Consider the following 24148-nt stretch of genomic DNA (forward strand, 5'->3'; position numbering starts at 1 on the left):
AGGTGACCCGCCTGCCGACTGCGGCCAAGCGCCGTGTCAAGAACCCGGTCGCGCTGGATGAGGCCGGCAACGTGGAGTTCCTTGGCGGCTTCAGCCGGGTCGCCGTGCCGGCGGAGCGGGTGCTGCATCAGGCCGGCCTTGCGGGGCTGACCCAGGTCATCGTCGTCGGGGTTGCCCCGGACGGCACGCTCTACTTCGCCGGCAGCGAGGCACAGGCGCCGGATATCCTCTGGCTCCTGGAGCTCGCGAAGCGGCAGTTGCTGGAGAACGCGGCCTCGTGACCCGCGCCGCCCCCGTCCCGCCGCGCGACCCGTGGGTGCCGGCCCAGCCGTCGAAGGCGCAGCACTACGCGCTCACGAGCCTCGCCACGGGCACCGCCAGCGAGCAGCAGCAGAAGGCCGCCCTCGCCTTCATCATCGAGGCCTGCGCGCGGACCTACGACCAGCCCTTCCGGCCCGGCGGCGCGGACGGGGCCCGGGCCACGGATTTCTCGGCGGGCATGATGTTCGTCGGGCAGCAGATCGTTCGGGCGATGAAGCTCGACCCGAACCAGCTTGAGGGATCGGCACATGAGCCTTGAGGACAACGGCGGCGCTCCGGCGCCTGGCGAGCAGCAGCCGAACACCACGGGGGCCCAAGCGGCCCCCGATGCACGTCAGGATCAGGGCGCCGCCCCGGCCGGCGGCGACCAGGGTGCGGGTGGCGGCGGTGAGGGTGGCGATCAGGGCTCGCGCTCGCTCGCGCAGGGTGGGGGCGAAGAGCGCCCCGATCCGGCCCCGACCGCGAAGTGGCCCGACGACTGGCGCGAGCAGCTCGCCGGCGGCGACGAGGCCTTCCTGAAGCAGCTCAAGCGCTACGCGAGCCCCGCGAACTACGCGAAGGCCGGCTTCGAGGCGCAGCAGCGGATCCGCTCCGGCCAGGCCAAGGAGCCGCTTCCCGATAACCCGAGCCCCGAGCAGATCACCGCGTGGCGCAAGGAGAACGGGATCCCGGAGAAGGCCGAGGACTACAAGATCGAGCCGGGCGATGGGCTGGTGTTCGGCGAGGCCGACAAGCCGATGCTCGACGCCTTCCGGCAGTTCGCGCACGAGCGCAACTGGACCCCGCAACAGGTGAACCAGGGCGCCGCGTTCGTGGCGCAGCTCGGCGAGCAGCAGCGCGCGGCCATGGATCAGGCTGACAAGTCCTTCCGCATGGAGGCGCAGGATGCGCTTCAGCAGGAGTGGGGCCGCGAGTTCCGGCCGAACCTGCAGAACATCCGCAACATCGTCGATCGCTACGGCGAGCCCGGATTTGGTGACGCGCTGATGGGCGCCCGATCGCCCGACGGGAAGCTGCTCGGCGACAACCCCGCCTTCCTCAGGCTGCTGAACACCTTCGCCCGCGAGATCAACCCGCTCGGCACCGTCGTGCCGGCCGGAACCCAGGATGCGGGCAAGGCGGCCAGCGAGGAGCTGGCAGCGCTTCGGGCCGAGATGGGAGACCAGTCGAGCGCCTACTGGCGTGGCCCAGAGGCCGAGAAGAAGCAGGCCCGCTACCGCGAACTTCTCACGGCAGTTGAGAAGCAGAGCGCAAGGGCTTGACGACTTTGCCCTTCTTTGGCAGCAACACAGCACGCGGAGCGCGGACCTTGATGGCCCGCCCCTCGCCAAAGCGAAGCCCCTTCGAGCGCTTCACCCGGCCCCGCCTCGGCGGCCACCCCGGGACCCCGCCGAAGGCCACCCTGTCGCAGCGGCTCACCCGAGACCTCTGAGCACGACAGGAGCGCGGCGCGATGGCCGGCGACACCGCATTCGTTACCCAGTACCGGGACGAGTTCACCCACGGGTTCGAGCAGAACCAGTCGGTGCTCAAGTCCATGATCAACTCGGACGCGCAGGCCAAGGGGAACCAGGCCGTGTTCGACATCGTGGATTCCGGCGGCGCCACCGCGGTCACCCGCGGCGTCAACGGCCGCATCCCGAGCCGGACCGACAACGAGAACCAGATCACGGTCACCCTCCAGGAGTGGCACGACAAGCCGATCAAGACCGGCTTCAACATCTTCGCGTCTCAGGGCGACGGTCGCCGCAAGATGCAGGAGACCACCCGGGCGGTGATGAACCGCAAGATCGATGACGACATCATCGGCGCGCTGGGCATGGCCGCGAACCAGTATGTCGCCGCGGGCGGCAACGCCGGCTCGACCTACCCGGCCACCCTGGCGCTGATCGAGAGCATGATCGCCAAGCTGGCTCGCCAGGACGTCGATGTCGACGACCCGACGAAGCTGATCTTCCTCGCGACCCCGTCGTTCCGCGCGGAGCTCTACCAGCTGCCGACCTTCAACTCGCATGACTACGTGGACGTGAAGCCGCTTGTCGGCCCGGTCCGCAAGATGGTGCAGTGGGCCGGCGCGATGTGGCTGTTCTCGAACCGCCTCGCTGGCGTCGGGACCGCAGCCGAGAAGGTGGTGCTCTTCCACCGCGACGCGCTCGGCCACTGCGTCAACACCGGCGATATGCAGGTGGTCGCCGGGTACAACGAGGAGGACGATTACTCCTTCGCCCGCTCGACCATCTTCATGGGCTCGCAGATCCTCCAGCAGAAGGGCCTCGTCTACGCCCTTCACGACGGATCGGCGATCGGCTGATGGCCGGACTGAACTGGGCGGGGCTTCGGCCCCGTCTCCTCCGAACCCGATAATCAGAGGCAGTCATGGCCTACGATCCCACCCACGCCCCGCGCATCGTCGAGCAGGACCTCGGTCGCCGCGGCCCGTCGCACTGGCTCTACAACGGCACGGACACCCCCGCGGTGTTCGCCGGCAACGGCTTCATCACCAACGCCGCGGCCCTCGGCATGAAGGTCGGCGATACGGTGCGGTATCGGCAGGACGGCGTCTCGCCTCCCGTCGTCACCAGCCACGAGGTGATCACGATCAACGCAAACGGCTCCGCGGACCTGTCCGACGGCACCGTTCTCTCCGCGGCCAACGCCGGCTGACCTGGGCCGCACCGCAGTGCCTTCCACAGGGCGGTCCTCTCGGGCCGCCCTTTTTCATGGGACCGACAAGATGCCCCGACAGATCACGGACGCCCGGTTCAACCTCGCGGAGCACGCGAACAACACGTGGCGGGCCCGGCTTGAGGCCGGAACGACCCTGGAGGATCTGCGCACGCCGGAATTCTACCGGCTGCTGTCCGCCAAGGTCCGGGCCGGCGATCTGATCCACTGCGCATGGGAGGACGGGTCCGGCTTCGTGATCCTGTACGTGCGCGCCATGGCCTCGGGAGCGCTGGTCGTTCACCCGGTCGCCGGCGGCCTCTTCCGGGACCAGGACGACGAGCAGGTGGCGCCGCTGCCCTCGCCCGGTATCGACGAGCAGGACGGCGTCCGCGTCGAATGGGCCGGCGATCAGGACCTCTGGCGCGTCGTCCGGGTCGCCGATGGGACGATCATCAAGTCCGGTCTGGGCGAGCAGCGCGAGGCCCGCCGGCAGCGCACCGTCTACCTCCAGACCGCCCGCCGCACCGCCGCGTGATCTGAGCCATGGCCGATCAGCTCGCCATCTGGAACGTCGCCCTCGCCCACCTTGGCGAGCGGCGCTTGGCCTCGCTCGCGGAGCCGCGCGAGCCGACGCGCGTGCTGGCGGACGAATGGGTCGCGGCCGTCAACGGCTGCCTCTCGATCGCGCCCTGGGCCTTCTCGACGAAGACGGCGGCGATCACCACGACGGGTGCAGGGACGGGCACCGGGCCGTATCCCTATGGACTGCCGAAGCCCAGCGACTGGCTGCGCACCGTCGATATCGGGGTCGAGCCGACGCTGACGCAGCCGCTCACCGAGTACCTCGAGGAGGGCACGTTCTGGGCCGCCAACATCGGGCTCATCATCGTCCGCTACGTCTCGACCGATCCGGCGTTCGGGTACAACGTTCCCTTCTGGCACCAGCCCTTCGCGGACTACGTCGCGTTGGCGCTCGCCGCCCGCTGCTGCCGACGGTTGACCGGCGCGGCCGACATGCTCGGCGACATCCTGAAGCTGCGCGAAGCAGCGATGCACGATGCGCTGGCCTACGAGCAGGAGACCGCCGCCCGGCAGTATCCGCTTCCGACCGGCGCGGGTGAGACGCAGCTTCAGGTCTTCAACGACACGCTGACCCGGCTCGGCCGGCCCCGCGCCACATCGCTGACGAATGCCACGTCCGCGATGCGCGCGCTGAACCGGTTCTTCCTGGAGGCCGTTCGCTGGTCCTTGGCGCAGGCGCCCTGGTCTTTTGCCGCCCGCGTGATCGGCGTCAACGCGACGACGGGCGCCAACGTCAGCGTCTATAGCGGCGCGTTTCCCAAGCCTGCCGACTGGGTGCTGACTCTCGACATCGCCGCCGACCAAGCGTTCACGAAGCCGATCCCGAATTTCAACGACGAGGCCGGGTTCTGGTACGCCGATTCGAACGCGATCGCCGTGCGCTACGTCTCGGCCGATCCGAACTTCGGACTGAACCTCAGCAACTGGCCGGAAGGGTTCCGAGACCTTGTGGCGGCCCGGTTGGCCGCCCTAGTCGCCGGCGTGCTCGGTGCCCAGGAGCAGGTCAAGGCGCTCACCGAGGATCTCGAAGCCCAGCGCTCGGCCGCCCTGGATGCGGAGGCGGCGCGCGCAGCTCGTGTCTTCGGGGTTGGCGCCGCGCAGCAGACGCAGCTCGAAGTCTACAATACCGCGCTCGGTCACCTCGGCCGGCCGCGCATGGCCTCCATCAGCGAGACGAACGCGACCAGCCGGGCGCTGAACGACCAGTTCGCGACGGCGGTCCGGTGGTGCCTTCGTCAGGGACGGTGGGCGTTCGCGGCGCGCGTCGCTACACTTGTGCCGAACGGCGCCGTCCCGCCCGCTCCCTACACCGCTGCGTTCGCGAAGCCGGTCGATTGGGTCTCGACCCTCGACGTGGCCGCTGACGCCCAGGTCACGCAGCCAATCACCGAGTTCGCGGACGAGGCCGGCCTCTGGTACGCCGCCGCCCCGCAGATCGTGGTTCGCTACGTGTCGAGCGATCCGGCCAACGGGCGGAACGTCACGCTGTGGACCCCGGCGTTCCTCGACCTTGTGGCGCTGCGCCTCGCAGAGCTGAGTGCCGGGCGTCTGGGCGCGGAGGCGGCGCTGCCCGGCATCGTCGAGCAGCGCAACGCTGCGATGCAGGAGGCCCAGGCCGTCGAGGCCGCCGATGCCGCCCGGCGCTACCCGGGCGATGCGGACCTCCGCAGCCAGATCGCGGTGCTGAACGACGCGCTCGCCTATCTCGGTCGCCCCCGGATGGCTGCGCTGACCGATGCCGGCCCCGTCATGCGGGCGATGATCGAGGCATGGCCGCATGCGGTGCGCTGGGCGCTGGAGCAGGGCCCGTGGACCTTCGCCATCCGCGCGATCATGATCGGCCCCTTCGGCGACAACGTCCCGACCTTCGGGTACGCCAACGCCTTCAAGAAGCCCGACGACTGGCTGCAGACCGTCCTCGTCTCCGAATTCGACGACTTCCGGGCCGGCTCGACCACCTTCGCGGATGAGACCGGCTGGTGGTTCGCCGACGCGCCGGGCCTCTTCGTCCAGTACCTGTCCCTGGGTCCGAACTACGGCATGAACCTGCAACGCTGGTCGCCGTCGTTCGTCGACCTCGTGGCGCTGCGGATCGCCGAACGGATCGCCCCGCAGATCGGCGCAGGTGGCCTTGTCGCCGGGCTCATGGCGCTGCGGGCCGATGCCATGAAGCGGCTGCGGGCGACCGATGCGCTGAACACTCCGCCCCGGTTTGCACCGAATGGATCCTGGGTCGCCGCGCGCCGTGGCGGGAACCGGGCCGGACGGCGCTGGGGCGCGGGGCCGGGCGGGCCGCCGATCCCCTTCACGGGCGACACGACCCTGTCGGGCGACTCCGACCTACCGATCAACAACGACTTCATCCCTCGTATCTCCGGATAAGCCGATGCGCACCCTTCGCCTGATCGCTCCGCTGCTCGTCGCGCTGGCTGTCGCCACGCCGGCGTGGCCTCAGACCGCACCGCAGCCGCTGCAGCTCAATCTCGGGGGCGGCCCGAACGATCGGTCCGGCGCTCCCGCGCGCACCCTGTTTCAGCAGCTCCAGGGCGGCGTGAACGGCATCCTCGGCGCGCGCGGGATCCCGGGTGGATTCGCGAGCCTCGGCGCCGACGGGCTCGTGCCCCGGGAGCAGGTTCCCCTCGTGGGCTCACTCTACGCGACCGCAGCCGGCAAGCGCGCCGTGGAGACCAGTCGCGCCGACGATCTGCTGACCGCTTCCGGCGCTCTGGGCGCAGTCACGCGCACCCTGGCGAGCCGCCTCGACGATCTGCCCGTCTACCCGCAGGATTACTGGACGGGCGATCCGACCCAGTTCTGCGATGGCGCCACGGACGTTTCGGCCGCGTACCGCGCCGCGGCGACGGTGGCGATGACCGCCAAGCGCCCGCTGCACATCGGCGGCAAAGGCCTGTGCGTCCTCGGTTCCACCATCCCGATCAAGGGGCCGGTGTCGCTCATCGGCGACGGGCAAGCCCGCTCCATCTTGGTCGCTACCTTCAACGGGCCGATCTTCACCTGGGACACGAACGGCCCTGGCGGTACGACGGATGCCACCGAGGTCTCGAATGCGCTCGTGCAGAACTTCTCGCTGCGCGGTCAGTTCGCGTCCGGCGCGGACAACAGCGCATCGCGCGGCTTCACCTTCACCGGCAACAACGCCAACTTTTTCCAGTACAATCACTTTCGAAACCTGACCTTCGAGGGGCTGTACGCCGCCTTCGACAACGGAAAAGCCTCGTTTGCGACGTCGTTCGGCCAGGAGAGCACGCAGGCTTGGCTCTCCTTCGACGACATCACGATCCGCGGCGGCTCTGGCCCCGCGATGTATGGATGGATCTGGAACAACGGGTCCGGCACCGGCACGACGTACAACAACATCAAGACGGCGTTCTACTCGGCCGGCGCCGTGGCTTTCTACTATCCGGCGGGAGTGGTCGGAGACATCGTCATCAACGGCGGCCACTTCGGCGGAACGAATTCAGAGCTGATCAAGGTCGGGACGTCGACGAACTATCGGAACAATATCCTGGTCTCGGGCTCTCAGCTCGACGCCGGCATGAACGTGCCGTTCGACTTCGCGCCCAACAGCCCGACGTTCCAGCGCATCTCATTCACCGGCAACAACCTGGGCGGCGGCGTTACGCTGAACACGCCACCGGTGGCGGACAGCCTCATCGACGATCAGCTCGTCGATCAGCGCCGTGCCGGCAAGAACTACGCGACCAACGCGACCGGACAGCAGATCGTCCCGCTGTTCGCGGTAACGCTCGATAGCCTGAACCCCTATACCGGCACCGACTGCACTGTGAACGTTTCTGGCCTCGTGGGCGGTGTCGGCGGCGGCATCGTGCGGCAAGGCCTGCTGATCGCCCGCAACGGCGGCGGCGCCGTCGTGCTGCCGGTCGGCACAGCCTACTCGACACAGGCGGCCTCGGGTTTCGCGACCGTGAACTACACGACCTCCGGGGCGGTCACGACGATCTCGACCACCATCGCGCCGGCGGCCAGCAACACCATGCTGGACGCGCAGATCCGATGCACGGGCGGCACCTATGCCGTTTCGCGTCTCTGACCCATGGCCCGCATCACGACTGCCCTAACAGCGTTCAACCGAGGCGAGGTCTCGCGCCTCGCGCTCGGCCGCGTCGACGTCGACAAGCTGCGCCTCGCGGCCGAGGAGTGCGTGAATTGGATCCCGCACACCCTGGGCCCCATGCAGGTCCGGCCCGGGCTGGCATACGTGAACGACACGGCCGGCAACGCGAAGGCCTACACGCTGCCCTTCGTCTACTCGACGCAGGACACCGCGTTGCTGGAGCTTACCCCGGGCGTGCTGCGCATCATCACGCAGACCAGTGCGCTGCGGCGACCCGCGACGGGATCCTCTTTCCCAGGCGGCGCTTGGCAGACCAGCGTTCAGGGCAATGGGTCCGTCACCATCAGCGGCCAGATCGCTCTCGATGTGCCATCGATCGGCGGCTACGCGATTGCTCGCGCGCCGGTCGGCGTCTCTTCCCCCGGCGTTCTGCATGCGCTTCGGATCGTGGTCCTACGCGGGCCGATCCGACTGCGCATCGGCTCGAGCGCGGGGCTCGACGATCTCGTGGGCGAACTCAGCCTGGACGTCGGCACGCACTCGATCGCGTTCACTCCGGGCGCCGCGGCTTGGGCCGAATTCCAGAACCGCCAGTTCGCGACGGCGCTCATCGGCTCGGTGGCGCTGGAGAGCGCCGGCGAGCTGCGGCTGCCGACTTCATGGGGCGATGCCGATCTCCCGAACGTGCGATGGGATCAGTCCGCGAACGTGGTTTTCCTGGCCTGCGCCGGGAAACCGCCGATGCGGATCCAGCGGCCCACGCCGTTCTCTTGGTCCATCGTGCCCTATCGCGCCGATGACGGTCCCTTTGCGGCTGGCACGCCGCCGGCCTGCAAGCTCCAGGTCTCGAACGCGCAGGGCTACGCGACTGTGACCGCGTCTCGACCTGTGTTTCAGTCCGGGCACGCGAACAGCCTGCTTCAGGTCTTCACGCCCAATGCGAACGCGACCTTCGCCCTCGGCGCCACCGGGGCAGCCATGCCGGCGGTCCGTGTCTCCGGCGTCGGCGTCGCTCGCTCCATCGCCTTCAACGTCTCGGGTTCGTTCAGCGGATCCTGGCAGCTTGAGCGGTCGATCACCGGGCCAAACGACGGATTCGCGGCCGTCCCGCAACCCATCACCTCCACCAGCTCGACGACCTCGACGACCAGCACCAGCAAGGCGATCGGGACCGGCTCGACCTCCGGAACGAGCACCGACACTTCGAGCGGCAGCAGCGGATCGAACTCCACATCGGGTACGTCGAACGGCACCTCATCGAGCACAAGCAGCAGCGAGACGAACACGACCGGGACGAGCAATTCCACGACCACGACGCAGAAGGGCGGCACCGCCGGCAACGGCACGGTCTTCACAGCCAATGGCAACGGCGGGGGCACCTATCAGGACGACCTCGACAACGTCGTGGCCTGGTATCGGATCTCGGCCACCAGCCTGACCTCCGGCGTGATCAACGCCCAGATCATCCATGGCGGGTCCGGGGGCCGGACGGCTGTGCTGCGGATCCTCGCCGTCGATAGCCCGACCAGCGCCCGGGCCCAGGTGATACAGCCGCCGTCGAGCGACAACCCCTCGGATTCCTGGCAGTTCGGCGATTGGTCCGACGCCGCCGGATGGCCGACAGCGGTTGCGCTGTTCGACGGGCGTCTCGGTTTCTCCGGCGGCGATCGCCTCTGGATGTCGGTCTCGGACGCCTTCGACAGCTTCGCGGCGCAGATCGATGACGGGAGCGGCGGTGCCACGGTCGGGGATTCCTCCGCGATCTCCCGCTCAATCGGCTACGGGCCGGTGGCGACGATCAACTGGATGCTCCCCCTGACGCGCCTCCTGCTCGGGACCGCCGGCAGCGAGGTCTCCGTGCGCTCCTCGGCCCTGGACGCGCCGCTGACGCCGACCGGTGGCATGGCGATGCGCGATTGCTCGACCTACGGTTCGGCCCTCGTGCCGGCTGTGAAATGCGACACGCGCGGCTTGTTTGCGGACCGGTCCGGACGGCGCCTGCTGCAGCTCGCCTACGACGTGAACAGCCAGGACTACGGCGCTTCGGACCTGACCCGCCTGCACCCCGATCTCTTCCTCGGCAATGCCATCGTGCGCATCGCCGTGCAGCGGCAGCCGAACACGCGCATCCACTGCGTGCGTGCCGACGGCACGGTAGCGGTGCTGGTGTTCGAGCCGAACGACGACGTGGCGGCGTGGTACCGGATCGAGACCGATGGCTTCGTGGAAGACGTCTACGTGCTGCCAGGGCAGCTTGAGGATGCGGTCTACTACACGGTGAATCGGAGCGGCACGCGCTGCCGCGAGCAAATGGCTCGACTGGATCAGGCGCGCGGCGGCGGACTGAACCTGATGGCAGATGCGCATGTGTCGTCTCTGGGAAGCCCGATCAGCGCGCTCGGCGGCCTGACGCATCTGAACGGCAAGACGGTGTGCATCTGGGCCGACGGCAAGGACCGCGGAACTGCGGTCGTGAGCGGCGGTCAGGTCGCGCTCGGAGGTTCCTACTCGGCGGTCTGCGTCGGCCTGCCCTATCAGGCACGATGGAGGTCGGCGAAGCTGGCCTACGGGGCGCCGCAGGGCGGAACCGCTCTGAACCGTCGCAAACGCACGATCGGCCTGGGTCTCATCCTCGCCGACGCGCACATTCAGGGCCTCCAGATCGGCCAGAGCTACGACGCCCTGGATCCGATGCCCTGGACCGAGGACGACATCGGCATCGATCTGACCGGCGGCTGGTACGGCTACGATGAGCAGGAGGTCGAGCTACCGGGGTCGTGGACCACGGATGCTCGGCTGTGCTTGGTCGGGCAGGCCCCGCGCCCCTGCACCGTCATGGCGGCGAGCCTGACGATGGAGACCAGCGTCGAAACCGGGATGACACGGCAGTGATCGTCTTGGCGCCCGCCACCGGTTCGGATTTCGAGACCGTGTTCGGCACCGCGCCGCCCTGGCGGATCCGCGGAATGGCGGCGCACCGGGACGGCTCCTGCGTCGCGATCGGCGGCTTGGCCTATGGGCCGGACGGCACGGCGCACGCCTTCTATGCCGGCACCGAGACGGTGCAGCGCTTTCCCGTCGCGATCACGCGGGCGGTGATGACCGGCTTGGCGGCGGCGCGGGCGCGCGGTGTCCGGCGCATCGTGGCCGAGTGCGACACCTCGATCGAGGCGGCGGCGCGGTGGCTCGCTCGCCTGGGCTTCCGCGAGAGCGAAGTTCCGAACGTGTGGATCTGGGAGGCCTGACGTGGGGATGGCAGCGGCGCTGACCGGGGTCGGTGCGGGGATCAGCGCGCTCGGTACGCTAGGGTCGGCCTCGGCCGCGCGGCAGGCCGGGCAGGCGCAGCAGCAGCAATACGCCTTCAAGGCGGCGCAGGAGGAGCAGCAGGCGACGCAGGCGATCGCCGCGAGCCAGCGGACGATGTTCGACACGCAGCGCAAGACGGCGCTGACGCAGTCGACGCTTCAGGCCCGCGCCGCGGCGGATGGCGGATCGGCGACGGATCCGGGCGTGCTCAGCCTGACCGACAACGTGGCAGGCCGCGGCGAGTACCTCGCGCTGGGCGACCTGTTCGCGGGCCAGGACAAGGCCGCCGGCTTCCGGCAGCAGGCCGGCGCTGACCGCTACTCCGGCGCCGCTGCAGCCGCCGGCGCCAGCGCGCAGGCCACCGGCACCATTCTGGGCGGGATCGGCTCGCTCGCATCTCGGTTCGGGAGCCTCGGCGGCTCTGGAGGCCTGTTCGGCTAATGCCCAAGCTCCCCACTGAAGCAGACCTCGGCCCTGCTCCGTCGCTGGAGAGCCGCCGTGGAATCGCGACCTATGACGCCTCGCCGCTCGCGCGGGGGCAGCAGGCGGTCGCGGCCGGCGTGCAGAGCATCGGCAACGCCGGGGTCAACACTGGCCTGGAGATGATTGCCCGGGAGAACCGGCAGGCCGAGACCCTTCAGGACGCGCAGGCCCAGGCGGACCTTCTGACCGCGTCGGCGAAGCGCCGGAGCCAGATCGGTGACGCCACCACCGCGGCCGACCTTGAGAAGATCCACCGCGAGGGCGCCCAAGCGGACCTCGATGCGGCGGCCAACCGGATCACCGACCCGAACCGCCGCGCGCTGTTTCTGGAGCGGGCCCGGCCGACGATCGAGACGCTTGGCACGGCCGCGAAGGACAAGGCCTTCAACATCACCTCGGATCAGACCCGGGCCAGCACGCTGCAGCAGCTCGAGGAGCTGAAGAAGACCGCGATCAACGACCAGGATCCCGAGAAGAAGGCCGGGTACATCGACGCCGGCAACGCCCTGATCTCCGGCATGGAGAAGGAGGGCTACATCACCGCCGTGCAGGCACAGCAGCAGCGCGAGGCCTGGGGCCGGTCCTATGCGGTCGATGCGCTCAACGCTATGAACCCGCAGGCGCGGCTCGCGGCGGCACGCGGCGGCTGGGAAGGCGCGCTGATCAACCGCGAGAGTTCGAACAACCCGCGCATCGTCAACCCGCTCGGCTATGCGGGCCTGTACCAGTTCGGCGCGCCGCTGCTGAAGACGCTCGGTCTCTACACGCCGGGCGCGGGCGAGAACCTCCAGACGTGGAGCACGACGAAGGTCAAGGACGACCCGAGCAAGTGGTCGGGCACCTTCAACATCCCGGGCTTCCCGGGCGTGCGCACGCTGTCCGATTTCCGCGAGAACCCGGAGGCGCAGCGGGCCGCATTCCAGGCCTCGACCTCCTATTACGACAAGGAGATCGAGCGCCGCGGACTCGGCAAGTTCATCGGACAGACGGTCAACGGCGTGCCAATCACGCGCGAGGGCATCTACACGGCGGCGCACCTCGGCGGCATCGGCGGAACCGATAGCTGGCTCCGTGGCGGCGTCGACCGCGGCGATGAGAACGGCACGAAGATTTCCGGCTATGCCCGCATGGCGGCGCAGGCCGGCCCGGGCGCCGGCGACCCGAACGAGCGCTCGCTGGCACGCTACCTCGACCCGCAGCAGCGCCTCGCCCTGGCGAACGGCGCGACGCGCGACCTCGTAAATCAGGACCGGGCCACGCAGAACGCGCAGGCGAACGAGGCCGCCACCGTCCGGCAACTCATGAAGGACGACGAGGCGTCCATCATGGCGCAGGGCGCCCCGCTCGGTCAGATCACACCGGAGCGCGTGTCAGCCTCGCTCGGGCCGGCCGCGGCCGAGCAGTTCGCCCAAGGCCGCGCGCAGGCCGTGCAGTTCCACGACGCGACGAACGACTGGAGCCAGATCCCCATCGAGGAGATCCGGGCCCGGCTCGGTACGCTCAAGCCCGCGCCCGGCGCGCAGGGTTTCGAGGCGGCGCAGCGACTGTTCTCGATCGCGGAGGAGCAGGCCGGCAAGATCCAGAAGGAGCGGCAGCAGGATCCCGCCGCCGCCGCGGACCGGACGCCCGAGGTGCGCGCCGCGCTCCAGAACGCCAGCCTCGACCGGCCCGACACATATCAGGCCGTGGCGAAGGCCCGCGCCATCGCGCAGGAGCGTCTACGGATCCCGGAGGATCTGCGCGTGCCGATGACCCGGGCCGAGGCGCAGCAGGTGGCGCGGCCGCTGGAACTGGCGCAGCAGGGCGGCGACCCGCGCGAGATCCGCGACGTCCTCACCGACACGGTGAAGCAGCTCCAGGCCGGCTTCGGCGACCAGAGCGACACCGCGCTCCAGCAGGTGATCAAGGAGGCGCATATCGGCCGGGCCGGCGCCGAGATGGCGGCGGTGGTGCTGCGGAAGCTGGCGAACCGCGAGATGCCGACGCCGCAGGATGCCCGGGCCCTGGACGAGGCGCAGCGGACGAGCGCCGCGGACCGGGCCGTCGCGGGCGTTGCCCCGGGTGCACCGGCCGGCGGTGGCCCGCTGCCTCTGAACTTCGACGCCACCGCGGGCGCCACCGGGACGGATTACCTGAACCCGCAGCCCGCGCTGGCCGCGCGCCCGACGTTCCCGACCCCGGACGCCGGCGCCATCGACATGCTGCGGAAGAAGCCGGACCTCGCCCGGCAGTTCGACCGCACCTATGGCCCGGGCGCCTCCGAGCGCGTCCTGGCGATCACCGGCCGCCCCTGATCTGAGACCCCGACATGGCTGACAGCGCAGCGCCCGCGTCCCCCCAGGACGACGGGCCGAACCCCTTTGCGGATCGCCTGCAGGCTGACCCGTCGCTCGGCGAGGTCTCGCTGGCCGAGCGCGCCCGGCTGAACGCCGTCGAGGCGGCATACCGCGGGACGATCGCCGGCTCGGCCGACCTCGCCGAGTTCAAGCGGGCGTTTCCCGACCAGTACGAGCGCATCACGAAGGACCTCGCCCGGTACGAGACCATGCGCGGGTTCGACGGGCCGCTGGAGGGCGCGGTCGCGCTGGCCGGTCAGCTCGGCGGCGGCATGACCTCGCCCGAGGCTCTGGTCACCCGCGTGCCGGGCGTGAACAGCCTGGTAGAGCGGCTTGTCGGCGGCGTGGCCGGGCGTGTGCTCGGAGCGGGAGCCGCGCAGGCCACCGTGCAGGGCGTCGCGAACCCGGCGATCCAGGCGAGCGAGATCCAGTCCGGACTTCGGAAGAGCTACAGCCTGGGCGAGAACCTCGCCGCGGCGGCCGGCGGCGCGGTGCTGGGCGGCGCGCTGCATGGCGCCGGCGAGGCTGTGGGTGCGCTGGCCCGATCTGGCCGGGCCGCGAAGGTGGACACCGACGCGCTGGCTCGCGCCCGCGTGGCCGAGCAGCAGGCGGCAGAGAGCCGCAACATGGCGGCACTGGCGAGCGAGGATCCTGCGCTGCGGCCGGGCGGCGAGACCGCGGGCCAGAGCGATATCGGTATACCGACAACGGAACGAGATCAGGCACTTGGGCCGCGGGTCGGCGAGCCCTCGACCGAGGTCACGCTACCCGAGCAGACCGTCGACGTTCCCCGGGCGGGCGACGTCCCCTCCCCTGAGACGGGAGGGGCCGCGTCCGAATCCCCCGCGATGGACGCCTCCACCGTCGTCGCGGACCCGGAGGCGGCGGCCGCGCGGGCGGCGGCGGACGTACCGCGCGAGGAGCCGGCGTCGCCCGATCCCGACCGGCTGCTGGAGCGGGAGAGCACCGAACATCAGCTGAGCCCCGACTTCTATAAAGACGGCGCCAATCCGCGAGAGGCCTACACGCAGGCGATGGAGAAGGTCCCGCCGGAGGTGCGCGACCAGTTCCAGGCGCACGGCGTGTCGGCAACGCGCGGCGGTACCCGCGCTGAAGCTGTCGAGGGCATCCTTCGCGATCACCCAGAGATGAATGCCGGCCCGGTACTCCCGAACGATGTCGAGCGCTCCACGGGCACCGCAGCCACGCGGACCGATGCCCCCTATGTGCTGCTCTACGACAAGAACCGATCCATGACGGACGGCCCGGCCTTCGTCACGGTGAACACGCGGAGCGATGCGGCCGTTGAGGCGGCGCGCGCTCGCTTTCCAGGCGTCGAGGTTGGTTCGCCGGATGAGGCCGCTGCCTTCATGCAGCGCAGTGCCGTCACCCGGCCCGCGGCCGAGATCCCGGCCACGCCCGCGCAGGCTGTCGTGACCTCCTCGTCGGGCAAGCCCCTGTCCCTATCGCAGTTCATCGCTCGGAACGGCGGACTGGCGCTCGACGGCGAGGCCCGGGCCCGCGACCTGAACCGTGTGTTCGTGCCCGGTGGCGGTCCGCTCGCCCGCGCGAAGGGCCACAGCATCGACGGCTTCTGGCGCGAGGCGCTGATCGAGCACGGCTACCTGCCGCCGGATGCCGACGGCATGGCGGCGCGGAATATCGAGAGGGAGTTGTTCGACGCGCTCGACCGGGAGCAGCGCGGGCAGCGCCAGTTCAGCGCGCACGACCAGGTGCCAGAGAAGGGCGGCGCCGACAACCAGACGCGCGAGATCGAGGCGCAGGCTCGGAAGATCACGGCGGCGGCGAAGAAGGTCGGGATCCGCGCGGGCGACGTCGATCAGCGGACGATGATGGACGCGGCCGAGATGCTCTGGCGCGGCGACGCGGACGATCCGCTCGTGGCGCTTGAGCACGCCATGATGTCGGGCGAGTCCGGGCCGGGCCAGCGGCAGCAGGCGCAGGCGGTCAATGGGCTCCAGTTCCGGATGAAGCCTGGAACGCTGTCGAAGGTGCAGGGCGCGCTCGATGCCCGGCCGGAGACGCAGGCGGCCCGCTCCGATCTGGGAGGCTTGCTGCGCGATGACGGCGGAGACATCCGCTTCCGCAACCGCGAGCCGGCCGCCGCGGGCGAGCCGGGCCGGCCCCAGCCGCCCGACGGCGTGGTCTCCGCTGCGGCGCCGGCTGAGAGCCCGGCGGCTGAGCCGCTGCGCTCGCTCCAACAGCAGTCGCAGGACCTCGCCGATGCGCTCGATGTGCCGCTGCGCTCCGGGCGCGTGCAGGGCGGCAAGGACGCGCTCGGCCAGTTCCGCAACTCGGACGAGGTGATGCGGGTCCGGAACGTCGCCGACTTCGAGACGGTGGCGCACGAGGCCGGCCACGCCCTGGAGAAGCGGATCGGCGAGCCGCTGTCGGACCTGATCGACCGGCACGCCGTGGAGCTCGGGCCGCTCGACTATGACCCGCAGCGCGGCGACGCCGGCGAGGGATTCGCCGAGTGGGTGCGCACGGCCATGTTCAACCCGGCCGCCGGGCAGCGGCAGGCGCCCGCGTTCGCGCAGTCCTTCCGGTCGCTGATGCAGCGGGAGGCGCCCGATCTGCTGGAGCGCCTCGACCAAGCCGTGGCTGCGCATCAGGCCTACCTCGCCGCGCCGACCGGCGAGAAGCTCGCGACCATGGTGCGCAAGCCCGAGGACGAGGGCGTGATCCAGTCCATCCGCCGGGACGGACTGCCGGCGACGGTCGGCCTGTACCTGTCGCGCGCCTACGAGGCGGTGTTCGACGACAAGGCGCCGGTGGCCCGGGCAGTCCGGTCCATGACGCGGGCGATCTACGCCGCGACCGGAGAGCGGGTCAGGCTGGAGGGCGGCGAGAACCCCGAGAACCTCGTGCGTCTGTTCGCCCGCGCCAACCAGGCGGCGGTGCAGGACATGCGCGAGGGCGTGCGGCCCTATCACGGCATCGCGCCCGAGGGGCCCTCGATGTCCGACGCGCTCGCGACGGCCACCGGCCAGCCCGGAATCCTCGGGCGCTGGGATGCCGGCAAGGTCGAGGAGTTCGACCGCTACCTCGTCGCCCGGCGCGCGGAGGTGCTGTATCGGCGCGTGGCCGACGGCACGCTGGAGCGCCGTCCGATCGCGCTGTCGCCGGAGGAGGTGCGGACCGCGGTGGCAGAGGCCGAGGCCGCGAACCCGACGTTCCGGGCCGGCGCCGACCAGATCCACCAGTTCACCCGGCAGCTCCTGCGCAAGCAGTACGAGGGCGGCCTGATCGATGCCGACCTCTACGCGCGCCTGATGGACGAGGAGTTCTATGTGCCCCTCTACCGGCACATGGACGAGCGGCCGGAAGGTCTCGGCGGTGGGGCCGGCGGCTCGGACGGGCCCGGCACGGTGGACACCATCAAGCGCCTGCGCGGCTCGGACCGCGACGTGATCCCGCCGACGCAGAGCCTGATGACCCAGGCCTTCCTCGTGAACCGGACGCTCCAGCACAACGACATCATCAAGAGCTTCGTCGCCCTGGCGCGGCTGGCGCGCGAGGCCGGCGCCGAGGGCGTGGGGCGGATCCTTGAGGAGATCCCGCCCACGCAGATGATGGGGAAGAAGTTCGATCTCGCTGAGGCGGTGCAGAGCGCGGCGCGCGCGGCGGGCACGTCGGGCGACGACCTCGCGGTGCTGAACGGCGCGATCACCGACGTGTTCGGCAACGACCCGATCATGGCGACGATCTTCCGGGCCGAGCCCACGGGCAAGCGCGGCGAGCCGCTCGTCTTCTACAAGGACGGCGGGCAGCTCCGCGCGGTGCGCCTCCAGGCCCGGGACGAGGGACTCGCCCTCTACGAGACCCTGTCCGCCCTGCCGCCGGTGGCCCGGGACTTCGCGCTGAAATTCGGCGCCACCACGTCGAGCCTGCTGCGCACGGGCATCGTCACGAATCCCACCTTCGCGATCACGAACTTCTTCCGCGATCAGTTGGCGGTAGGCATCCTGCGGTCCGACTATGTGCCGTTTGTGTCGGGCGCCCGTGGCATCTTGAACGAGACGGGTCTCGTGAAGGAGCAATGGCCGGCGCTCTATGCCTATGCCGGTGGTGTCTCCCCGGGCGCCGGATCTGCGGGCCTTTCGGAACTGATCGACCGCGACGTGAACGCTCTCGCCCGGAAGGGATGGCTGACACAGAAGGTCGGCGGTATCGGCGATCTCGCGCACGGACATCTGCTGGCGCCGCTCAAGGCCGGCGCCGAGATCATCGAGACGGCCGAGGCGGGCACGCGCCTGTCTGTGATCCGGACCGTGTTCGAGCAGAAGAAGCGGCAGGGCCTGTCGGACTACGACGCCATGATCGAGGCGGCGGCCCAGGCCACGGACGTGCTCGATTTCGGCCGGCACGGGTCCGGGACGCTCTACCTCCGCACGCTGGTGCCCTTCTTCAACGCGCACCTGCAGGCGCTCGACCTCGCCCGGCGGACACTGATCGACCCGCTCTGGCGGTCGGCCCGGGACGGCATCGTGACCGAGCAGGATGCGGCCGCGCTCAAGAACGCGGGCGTGGCCTGGCTGAAGCTGGCCGGCGTCGGCGGCGCGCTCGGCACCATGTACGGCCTCTGGGCGTCGCAGAGCGAGGCCTACCGGGATGCGAACGAAGAGCTTCGCGCCACGCACCTGATCCTGCCGGGCGATGCGTTCGGCCGGCCGGGCAAGATCCTCGTGGTGCCGAAGCCGTTCGAACTCGCGATGGGCTTCAACCTGGGCGAGGCGGTCGGGCTCAAGATCGCCACCGGCGACCCCCGGGCCGCGCACTTCGCCATGGACGGCGTGCGCGAGGTGATCCAGCCGCCGAATCCGCTGACCGGCATACCGCTCGTGAAGACCGCCGCGGAGCTGACGCTGAACCGCTCGTTCTTCACCGGCCGCGACATCGTACCGGAGAACCTCCAAAACAAGGAGAACCCGCGCTTCGAGGTGAAGCCCAACACGTCGTCGGCGGCGAAGGCCATCGGGAACGCGCTCAACATCTCCCCGATCAAGGTCGACTATGCCGTCGGCTCCATGTTCGGGAACTGGGGCCGGGATCTGATGTCGGTCTCGAACCAGGCCGACCCGAACCAGCCGGCCGCGGCGAACGAGGACACCATGTTCCTCCGGCGCTTCATCAAGGGCGCGGACCGGTCGAGCGAGACCACGAAGCTGTTCTGGGAGCAGGCTGCCCAGCGCAACGGCGCCTTCGCCCAGGCCGCAGCGCATTACGGCGATCTTCTCAAGAGCTACCAGGACCGCGACGCCTCGGACTACCTCGCAGCCCTGCCGGCGGCGCAGCGTGCCTACGTCATGCTGACCCAGGGCGGCGACGAGGACACCGGCAAGGCATCGTTCAACGCCGACGACAAGCGCCTCCACCCGATCACCCGGGCGGCCAACGCCGTGCAGGTGGTCGGCGGCCTCATCAAGGAGCTGACGAACAACAGCCAGAAGACCTTCGAGGACGGCGAGCGGATCGGGCTGGACCCGCAGAAGCGTCGCGACGTGATCGACAACCTGCGCGTGCTCCAGGCGATCGAGCAGCGCAACGCCCTCGTGCTCACGGGCCAGAAGGGCTACGAGGGCCGGCCCATGCTCTCGGCCGAGGATCAGTTCGCGGTCCTGAAGGCGCAGAGCCCGGTCGCGGCGGCCGAGCTGGCGACTCGCTACGCTACCAACAAGATCCTCCCGACCGACACCGTGGCGAAGCTCTGGCCGGAGGCGCAGCGCCGGCTCCTGGCCGACGGCACGCAGGCCGAGATCCGCGACCTCGCGCTCGACGCCAAGGTGGACGGCTGGGCCTTCGACGGCGACGCGGTCAGGAAGCCGCAGCGCCGCCGCGTCGGCATCGACCCGAGCGCCCCGCCGCCGCCGCGAGGCGAGCGCCGCACCCCGCCGGCCCTGTCGGTGCCGAAGGACAACCCGGTCCCGAACCCCTTCAACTGAGGCTCGCTCCCATGCCCCTCCTCTACGCCGCGGCTCTGCTGGCGGCTCTCTCGACGTGCGCGCAGGCCGCCGCGCCGCGCCACCATCGCCCCCGCGCCGTGTCCGTCCCCGTCTTCATCGAGGGCGTCGGCACGGTGTGGATCTCCGCCCGCCCGGCCCGCGCCCGGCACTGACCCCTCGCCTCGGAGCCAGAGATGACCGCAAGCTTGGATCGCAAAGCCTTCTTCGCAGCCGTGCGCCGATCACCCTTCGCCGGACTGAGCCAAGCCCAGGTCGACGGCCTGAACGCCATGCTCGACATGGCGCCGCCGCTGATGCCGACGCTGGATCTCGCCTACAGCCTCGGGACCACGCATCACGAGACCGGCGGCGCCATGGCGCCGCGGATCGAGAACCTGAACTACACGAGCGCAGCCCGGATTCGCGCGGTGTGGCCCTCGCGGTTTGCGTCAGAAGCTGCAGCGGCTCCCTACGTCCGCAACCCGCAGGCGCTCGCGAACAAGGTCTACGGCGGCCGGATGGGCAACACCCAGCCGAACGACGGCTGGGACTTCCGCGGCATGGGCCTCGTCCAGTCCACCGGGCGGGACAACGCCCGCCGCGCGACGAAGCGGCTGCGCGAGCTCGGCTACCTGACCGCGGATCAGGACCTCGAGCAGACCCCGACCCTGATGCTCAACCCCGACATCGCCGCGGCCATGCTGTTCGTCGGCCTGTCCGAGGGCTGGTACACGGGCAAGAAGCTCTCGGACTATTTTGGCGGCGGCCGGGACAACCCGGTCGGCGCCCGCGCTATGGTCAATGCCGATGTGAACGGCGCCGCGGTTGCCGTCCTGCATCGCGCCTTCCTCAATGCACTCCAGAGCGCCGGGCACGTCCCCGGTGGAGTGGCGGCGGCCGTGCCCATCCCGCCGGTCGAGACGGCGCCTCTGCCTCCAGCGGCAGTCGCGCCCACGCCCCCGGGCCCTCCCGCACCATCCCAGCCCGCCTCCTCTGGCGGGCTTTCTTCTGCCCCCGCCCCGGCGCCGCTCGGCCCGGTCGTGCAGACCGGCGGCTTCTGGGCCGCCCTGAAATCCCTCTTCACCAAGAAGGCAGCCTGATCATGGAATGGCAGAGCATTGCGGGTCAGCTCGCGCAGATCGGGCTCCCCGCCCTCGGTACGCTGTTCGGTGGCCCGCTCGGCGGCACGATCGGCGGCCTCGTCGGCAAGGGCGTAGCTGCTGCGCTCGGCGTCGAACCAACCCCGCAGGCCGTTTCCAGCGCCATCGCCGCCGACCCGAGCGCCGCAGCCGTGAAACTGGCGCAGATCGAGGCCGAGACCAAGGCGAACGAGGCGCAACTGGCGGACATCGCCAACGCCCGGGCGACGACGGTGCAACTCGCAACCGTCGGCAGCAACATCGCGTGGGGCGCTCCGGTGGTCTCGGTCGTGGTCACGATCGGGTTCTTCGGGATCATGTTCATGCTGTTCTTCGTCCGGGCGGAGATGCCCCAGAGCGTGTTCCAGCTCCTGTCGGTGATGATGGGTATCCTGGCCACGGCCTTCGGAGCGGTCGTCCAGTACTGGACCGGGTCGTCCGACAGCAGCCGGCGCAACGGCGACGCCATCCGCGAGGTGGCGCGGAGCGCTGCGGTCCCCGGCCCGGCGCAGATCGCGGCCACCGTCGCCCAGGCCGTGAAGCGCTGACCCCGTCGCCGAACCGATGAGCCATCATGCCCCCCACGAAAAAGCCGCCGGACCCGGCTGCCGTCGCCCCGCGGGTTACCGCGGACGCGGCGGCGGAGGCGATCAAGAAGCGTCTCCCCGCCGACGGCTCCGGGCTCGGCCCGGTCGGCGAGGAGGTTGTCGCCAAGCTGCTCGACGACAGCGAGCAGGAGGAGGTCGAGCAGCGTCTGTTCATGCGCTTCACGCCGGGCTGGCGGAAGACCATCCGCTGGTTCGACGACGACCGGCTGACAGCGCTCCAGGAGCTGGTCGAGGATCACCGCGAGCGGAAGGCCATCCGCAAGCTGTGGCGGCGCTTCTACAAGGTGGCCTGCCTCGTCGTCCCGGTCATCTTCGCCTGGGCGCAGGGCTTCTTCGATAAGGCTCTGCCGCTGCTGCGCGAGGCCCTGAAGCTCCTCAACGTCAAGGGAGGCGGATCGTGACCGTTCGCACCTTCGATCGCTGGCTGAACCGGACGCTGCACGTGGCTGGCGGGATCGCGTTTCTGTTCCTCGCCTCTCTCCTGTCCTTCACCGCCGGGGATTGGCGCTGGCCCTACGTCGTCCAATCAATCGACGTCGTGACGGATCGAGTACCGCGTGGTGGGACGCTTACGGTGATCGCGGTCCGGACCTACCTCGACGACTGCGACCTGTTCTTCGCGCGGCAGATCGAGAGCGTTGCGAATCCCGGCGAGCCGCCGATCATCCTGCCGGAGGAGCGGACGAGCACGCCGTGGCGCTTCAACGGACGCGGGCAGGCGATCCACATCGCCATTCCATTCGACATGGCGTGCGGCTCCGCTCAGATCCGAACCAAGCCGTCGGCTGCCTGCAACTGGGTCCAACGTCATATCTGGCGGCAGCACGCGCGCGACGCCCTGACCCCATTCGAGGTCCCGTGCGAACCCGCCCCTAACTGACTGGCGGGGAGTTGTGCTTGTTCAACTCTTCATGTCGCATGTAGATCAGGCCATGATAGTATAGCTGGGCCCCTTCCTCCGGCGCATCCACGTACCTGATGCCGCCTTCTTCAATGCAATATCTGTCGATCGGATATCTCCCAGGCAGATCGGAGTAGTTGGAGCCCAGGGCAGCGTAATCGACGCGCGGTAACTGGAACCCTTCGCCGAATATGTGGCGGATCATCTGCTCGATAGCTACTCGAAACAGATCCGTGGTCGGGTGGTTCTGAACGAACAGAAGCTCGCGATCCAGCATGTTCTGTTCGATATAGTCGGCGATCTTGATGTCCAGCCCGGCTTCGCGGTCGCGGAGCATTTCCAGGCTTTGACGCATGCGGTTTTTCATGTCGAAGAACATGTCGCCGCTGTCGTAAATCTTGATGACATCCTGTGCGGTCGCGCCGTCAGACAGGTAGGCGTCAATCGCTGCGGTGTTCTTTGCAGATCCTTCATGGTACATCGGCCACAGGCCGTTGTTATAAATGTACGGCATGGAGATTTGCACAGCAGATATCTTTAGTCGATTGAGGATATTATCGCTCTCTCCAAACGTGCTGTAGATCCCATGCCCTTCGCCAAGGGGCTGATAAATAAATATGTCAGCGTCCGCGAGTGCTTCAAACAGATGATCGTTCGGCTCTTGCCCAGATATGATCTTGTAATTCTCAAAGTTATTGATCTGAAGCGTGTCGCCCATCCCCGATATGATCGGAAGGAGCTTCTTGACCGCGATGCCTTGGCAATTCGCGTAAACTACGACTTTCATGCCCGCCGACCGCTTGCCCTGCTGGACGGCTTATAGACGTAGAGTTGTGGCGCTCAAAGGTCCTTGGACGGGCCTTCTGGCGGCAGGAGGTTGCGCTGTCGCGCAAAGGCAACAACTTCCTCTCCAGTCATCGGCCCGCTCCGGTCTATGTGCCACAGCTTCGAGCCTGCCGGCGCCCCCGGAAGGACGTGATGTCCGGCCGCCGCCAACGCCATCCTTGCATTGACCAGCTCATCGCTGGCGCCAGACGAACCTGAAGTTGCTGTGCTATTTTCCAACTTAGTCAATCCACGGTTGAGGACCGCATGTCTCTACGCAGGCGATCACGGCGACGACAAGTCTTGTCGATTAAATTTGCCGTGATGCTTCGCCCAGGTTGCTTGATTGTGCGATCGTACAACCACCGATACACAGGCGGCGCCGAACCTGATGCCCGAGAGATGGGCCGCTCTGCCTCTTGAACTCAATGCGCCAGCGGCAGCCCGGACGCGGCGCTCCATGCCTTTGCCCGGCCCCACGCGGCGGCAAGCGCCTCGATCGCCTCGTCCCGGGTCGCGGCCTCGCCATTGAGCGGCCGGACGCCCGTCGCCTCATGCCCGCGCTGGCAGCCGGTGCAGCTCCACATCCAGACGCCATCCTGCGGGCCGCCGTGGATTCGCCGGATGCGGCCGACATGCTGGCCGGCATCCTCGGCGACGAAATCGTGGTGCGTGTCAGGAAAGGTGCGGCGCCACGTGAAGGGCATCGGCTTGGGTCGCGTAGCTCGCTGCCTCGGCGCAAGTTCCTCGGCCTGCTTACTATGTGCTTACCGGTCGCTATTTCCGGTAAGCAAGCGCAGGGCTAAGTGGTGGTGCCGCAAGAGGGATTCGAACCCCCGACCCCCTCATTACGAATGAGGTGCTCTACCAGCTGAGCTATTGCGGCCCTGGTTCCGAGGAACCGTGACCGACGCACGC

20 protein-coding genes and 1 tRNA gene are annotated in these 24148 nt (G+C 69.2%); 18 read left to right on the plus strand and 3 right to left on the minus strand.

Features of this window, described 5'->3' with window-relative positions; translation table 11 throughout:
• Positions 1 to 2 precede the first annotated feature (2 nt).
• The 18 genes from A3862_RS27960 to A3862_RS28040 all read left to right on the plus strand — a co-directional run bounded on the left by A3862_RS27960 (position 3) and on the right by A3862_RS28040 (position 22384).
• Entirely contained in the window at positions 3 to 281 is a 279-nt protein-coding gene (locus tag A3862_RS27960; protein ID WP_124263033.1) for a hypothetical protein, read from the plus strand.
• Positions 278 to 580, plus strand: coding sequence for a hypothetical protein (locus A3862_RS27965; protein WP_111474191.1), 303 nt, complete (start codon positions 278 to 280; stop codon positions 578 to 580). The genes A3862_RS27960 and A3862_RS27965 overlap by 4 nt, the downstream gene beginning before the upstream one ends.
• Positions 570 to 1583 carry a hypothetical protein gene (locus tag A3862_RS27970; protein WP_111474192.1) on the plus strand — a complete coding sequence of 338 codons (1014 nt, stop codon included), beginning with the start codon at positions 570 to 572 and terminating at the stop codon, positions 1581 to 1583. Before A3862_RS27965 ends, A3862_RS27970 begins: the two co-directional genes overlap by 11 nt.
• A gap of 191 nt (positions 1584 to 1774) precedes the next feature.
• Complete coding sequence (locus A3862_RS27975; protein ID WP_111474193.1) at positions 1775 to 2632, plus strand: phage capsid protein; 858 nt, start codon at positions 1775 to 1777, stop codon at positions 2630 to 2632.
• A gap of 65 nt (positions 2633 to 2697) precedes the next feature.
• Positions 2698 to 2985, plus strand: a complete 288-nt coding sequence (locus A3862_RS27980; RefSeq protein ID WP_111474194.1) for a hypothetical protein — start codon at positions 2698 to 2700, stop codon at positions 2983 to 2985.
• A gap of 70 nt (positions 2986 to 3055) precedes the next feature.
• A complete protein-coding gene (locus tag A3862_RS27985; protein ID WP_111474195.1) occupies positions 3056 to 3523 on the plus strand; it encodes a hypothetical protein in 468 nt (155 codons plus the stop codon).
• A gap of 8 nt (positions 3524 to 3531) precedes the next feature.
• Entirely contained in the window at positions 3532 to 5952 is a 2421-nt protein-coding gene (locus A3862_RS27990) for a hypothetical protein (protein WP_111474196.1), read from the plus strand.
• A gap of 169 nt (positions 5953 to 6121) precedes the next feature.
• On the plus strand, positions 6122 to 7642 hold the full coding sequence (locus A3862_RS27995; protein ID WP_124263034.1) for a hypothetical protein: 1521 nt from the start codon (positions 6122 to 6124) through the stop codon (positions 7640 to 7642).
• Between the two features lie 3 nt (positions 7643 to 7645).
• On the plus strand, positions 7646 to 10558 hold the full coding sequence (locus A3862_RS28000; RefSeq protein WP_111474198.1) for a hypothetical protein: 2913 nt from the start codon (positions 7646 to 7648) through the stop codon (positions 10556 to 10558).
• On the plus strand, positions 10555 to 10911 hold the full coding sequence (locus A3862_RS28005; RefSeq protein WP_111474199.1) for a hypothetical protein: 357 nt from the start codon (positions 10555 to 10557) through the stop codon (positions 10909 to 10911). The genes A3862_RS28000 and A3862_RS28005 overlap by 4 nt, the downstream gene beginning before the upstream one ends.
• A gap of 1 nt (position 10912) precedes the next feature.
• Positions 10913 to 11413: a hypothetical protein gene (locus A3862_RS28010; RefSeq protein ID WP_124263035.1), complete on the plus strand. Its 501-nt coding sequence runs from the start codon at positions 10913 to 10915 to the stop codon at positions 11411 to 11413.
• Positions 11413 to 13749, plus strand: a complete 2337-nt coding sequence (locus A3862_RS28015; RefSeq protein WP_111474201.1) for a hypothetical protein — start codon at positions 11413 to 11415, stop codon at positions 13747 to 13749. The genes A3862_RS28010 and A3862_RS28015 overlap by 1 nt, the downstream gene beginning before the upstream one ends.
• A 14-nt stretch (positions 13750 to 13763) precedes the next feature.
• Positions 13764 to 19757, plus strand: a complete 5994-nt coding sequence (locus A3862_RS28020) for an LPD38 domain-containing protein (RefSeq protein WP_111474202.1) — start codon at positions 13764 to 13766, stop codon at positions 19755 to 19757.
• An 11-nt stretch (positions 19758 to 19768) separates the two neighbouring features.
• Entirely contained in the window at positions 19769 to 19930 is a 162-nt protein-coding gene (locus A3862_RS31725; RefSeq protein ID WP_164706407.1) for a hypothetical protein, read from the plus strand.
• A 21-nt stretch (positions 19931 to 19951) separates the two neighbouring features.
• Positions 19952 to 20857 (plus strand): hypothetical protein, encoded by a 906-nt coding sequence (locus A3862_RS28025; RefSeq protein WP_111474203.1) that lies wholly within the window; start codon positions 19952 to 19954, stop codon positions 20855 to 20857.
• A gap of 2 nt (positions 20858 to 20859) precedes the next feature.
• Positions 20860 to 21444: a hypothetical protein gene (locus tag A3862_RS28030; RefSeq protein WP_111474204.1), complete on the plus strand. Its 585-nt coding sequence runs from the start codon at positions 20860 to 20862 to the stop codon at positions 21442 to 21444.
• Positions 21445 to 21470: 26 nt separating this feature from the next.
• The gene (locus A3862_RS28035) at positions 21471 to 21905 is read left to right on the plus strand and encodes a hypothetical protein (protein WP_111474205.1); all 435 of its coding nucleotides are present in this window, start codon (positions 21471 to 21473) and stop codon (positions 21903 to 21905) included.
• Positions 21902 to 22384, plus strand: coding sequence for a hypothetical protein (locus A3862_RS28040; RefSeq protein ID WP_111474206.1), 483 nt, complete (start codon positions 21902 to 21904; stop codon positions 22382 to 22384). The genes A3862_RS28035 and A3862_RS28040 overlap by 4 nt, the downstream gene beginning before the upstream one ends.
• Here A3862_RS28040 and A3862_RS28045 read toward each other — a convergent pair.
• The 3 genes from A3862_RS28045 to A3862_RS28055 form a co-directional block, all read right to left on the minus strand.
• A complete protein-coding gene (locus tag A3862_RS28045) occupies positions 22377 to 23192 on the minus strand; it encodes a WcbI family polysaccharide biosynthesis putative acetyltransferase (RefSeq protein ID WP_124263036.1) in 816 nt (271 codons plus the stop codon). The two genes, A3862_RS28040 and A3862_RS28045, sit on opposite strands and share 8 nt — an antisense overlap.
• Positions 23193 to 23655: 463 nt before the next feature.
• Positions 23656 to 23937 carry a hypothetical protein gene (locus A3862_RS28050; RefSeq protein ID WP_111474208.1) on the minus strand — a complete coding sequence of 94 codons (282 nt, stop codon included), beginning with the start codon at positions 23935 to 23937 and terminating at the stop codon, positions 23656 to 23658.
• 103 nt (positions 23938 to 24040) lie between these two features.
• Positions 24041 to 24116, minus strand: a tRNA-Thr gene (locus A3862_RS28055).
• Positions 24117 to 24148 lie beyond the last annotated feature (32 nt).

This window comes from Methylobacterium sp. XJLW (genome assembly GCF_003254375.1).
GTDB lineage: Bacteria > Pseudomonadota > Alphaproteobacteria > Rhizobiales > Beijerinckiaceae > Methylobacterium > Methylobacterium fujisawaense.

Excerpts from the sequence above, each read along its gene's own strand:
- A3862_RS28050 (WP_111474208.1), bottom strand. The coding sequence starts at position 23,937 with ATGCCCTTCACGTGGCGCCGCACCTTTCCTGACACGCACCACGATTTC.
- A3862_RS27970 (WP_111474192.1), top strand. The coding sequence starts at position 570 with ATGAGCCTTGAGGACAACGGCGGCGCTCCGGCGCCTGGCGAGCAGCAG.
- A3862_RS31725 (WP_164706407.1), top strand. The coding sequence starts at position 19,769 with ATGCCCCTCCTCTACGCCGCGGCTCTGCTGGCGGCTCTCTCGACGTGC.
- A3862_RS27975 (WP_111474193.1), top strand. The coding sequence starts at position 1,775 with ATGGCCGGCGACACCGCATTCGTTACCCAGTACCGGGACGAGTTCACC.
- A3862_RS28045 (WP_124263036.1), bottom strand. The coding sequence starts at position 23,192 with ATGAAAGTCGTAGTTTACGCGAATTGCCAAGGCATCGCGGTCAAGAAG.
- A3862_RS28020 (WP_111474202.1), top strand. The coding sequence starts at position 13,764 with ATGGCTGACAGCGCAGCGCCCGCGTCCCCCCAGGACGACGGGCCGAAC.
- A3862_RS27990 (WP_111474196.1), top strand. The coding sequence starts at position 3,532 with ATGGCCGATCAGCTCGCCATCTGGAACGTCGCCCTCGCCCACCTTGGC.
- A3862_RS28035 (WP_111474205.1), top strand. The coding sequence starts at position 21,471 with ATGCCCCCCACGAAAAAGCCGCCGGACCCGGCTGCCGTCGCCCCGCGG.
- A3862_RS27980 (WP_111474194.1), top strand. The coding sequence starts at position 2,698 with ATGGCCTACGATCCCACCCACGCCCCGCGCATCGTCGAGCAGGACCTC.
- A3862_RS28000 (WP_111474198.1), top strand. The coding sequence starts at position 7,646 with ATGGCCCGCATCACGACTGCCCTAACAGCGTTCAACCGAGGCGAGGTC.
- A3862_RS28025 (WP_111474203.1), top strand. The coding sequence starts at position 19,952 with ATGACCGCAAGCTTGGATCGCAAAGCCTTCTTCGCAGCCGTGCGCCGA.
- A3862_RS27985 (WP_111474195.1), top strand. The coding sequence starts at position 3,056 with ATGCCCCGACAGATCACGGACGCCCGGTTCAACCTCGCGGAGCACGCG.
- A3862_RS28030 (WP_111474204.1), top strand. The coding sequence starts at position 20,860 with ATGGAATGGCAGAGCATTGCGGGTCAGCTCGCGCAGATCGGGCTCCCC.
- A3862_RS28015 (WP_111474201.1), top strand. The coding sequence starts at position 11,413 with ATGCCCAAGCTCCCCACTGAAGCAGACCTCGGCCCTGCTCCGTCGCTG.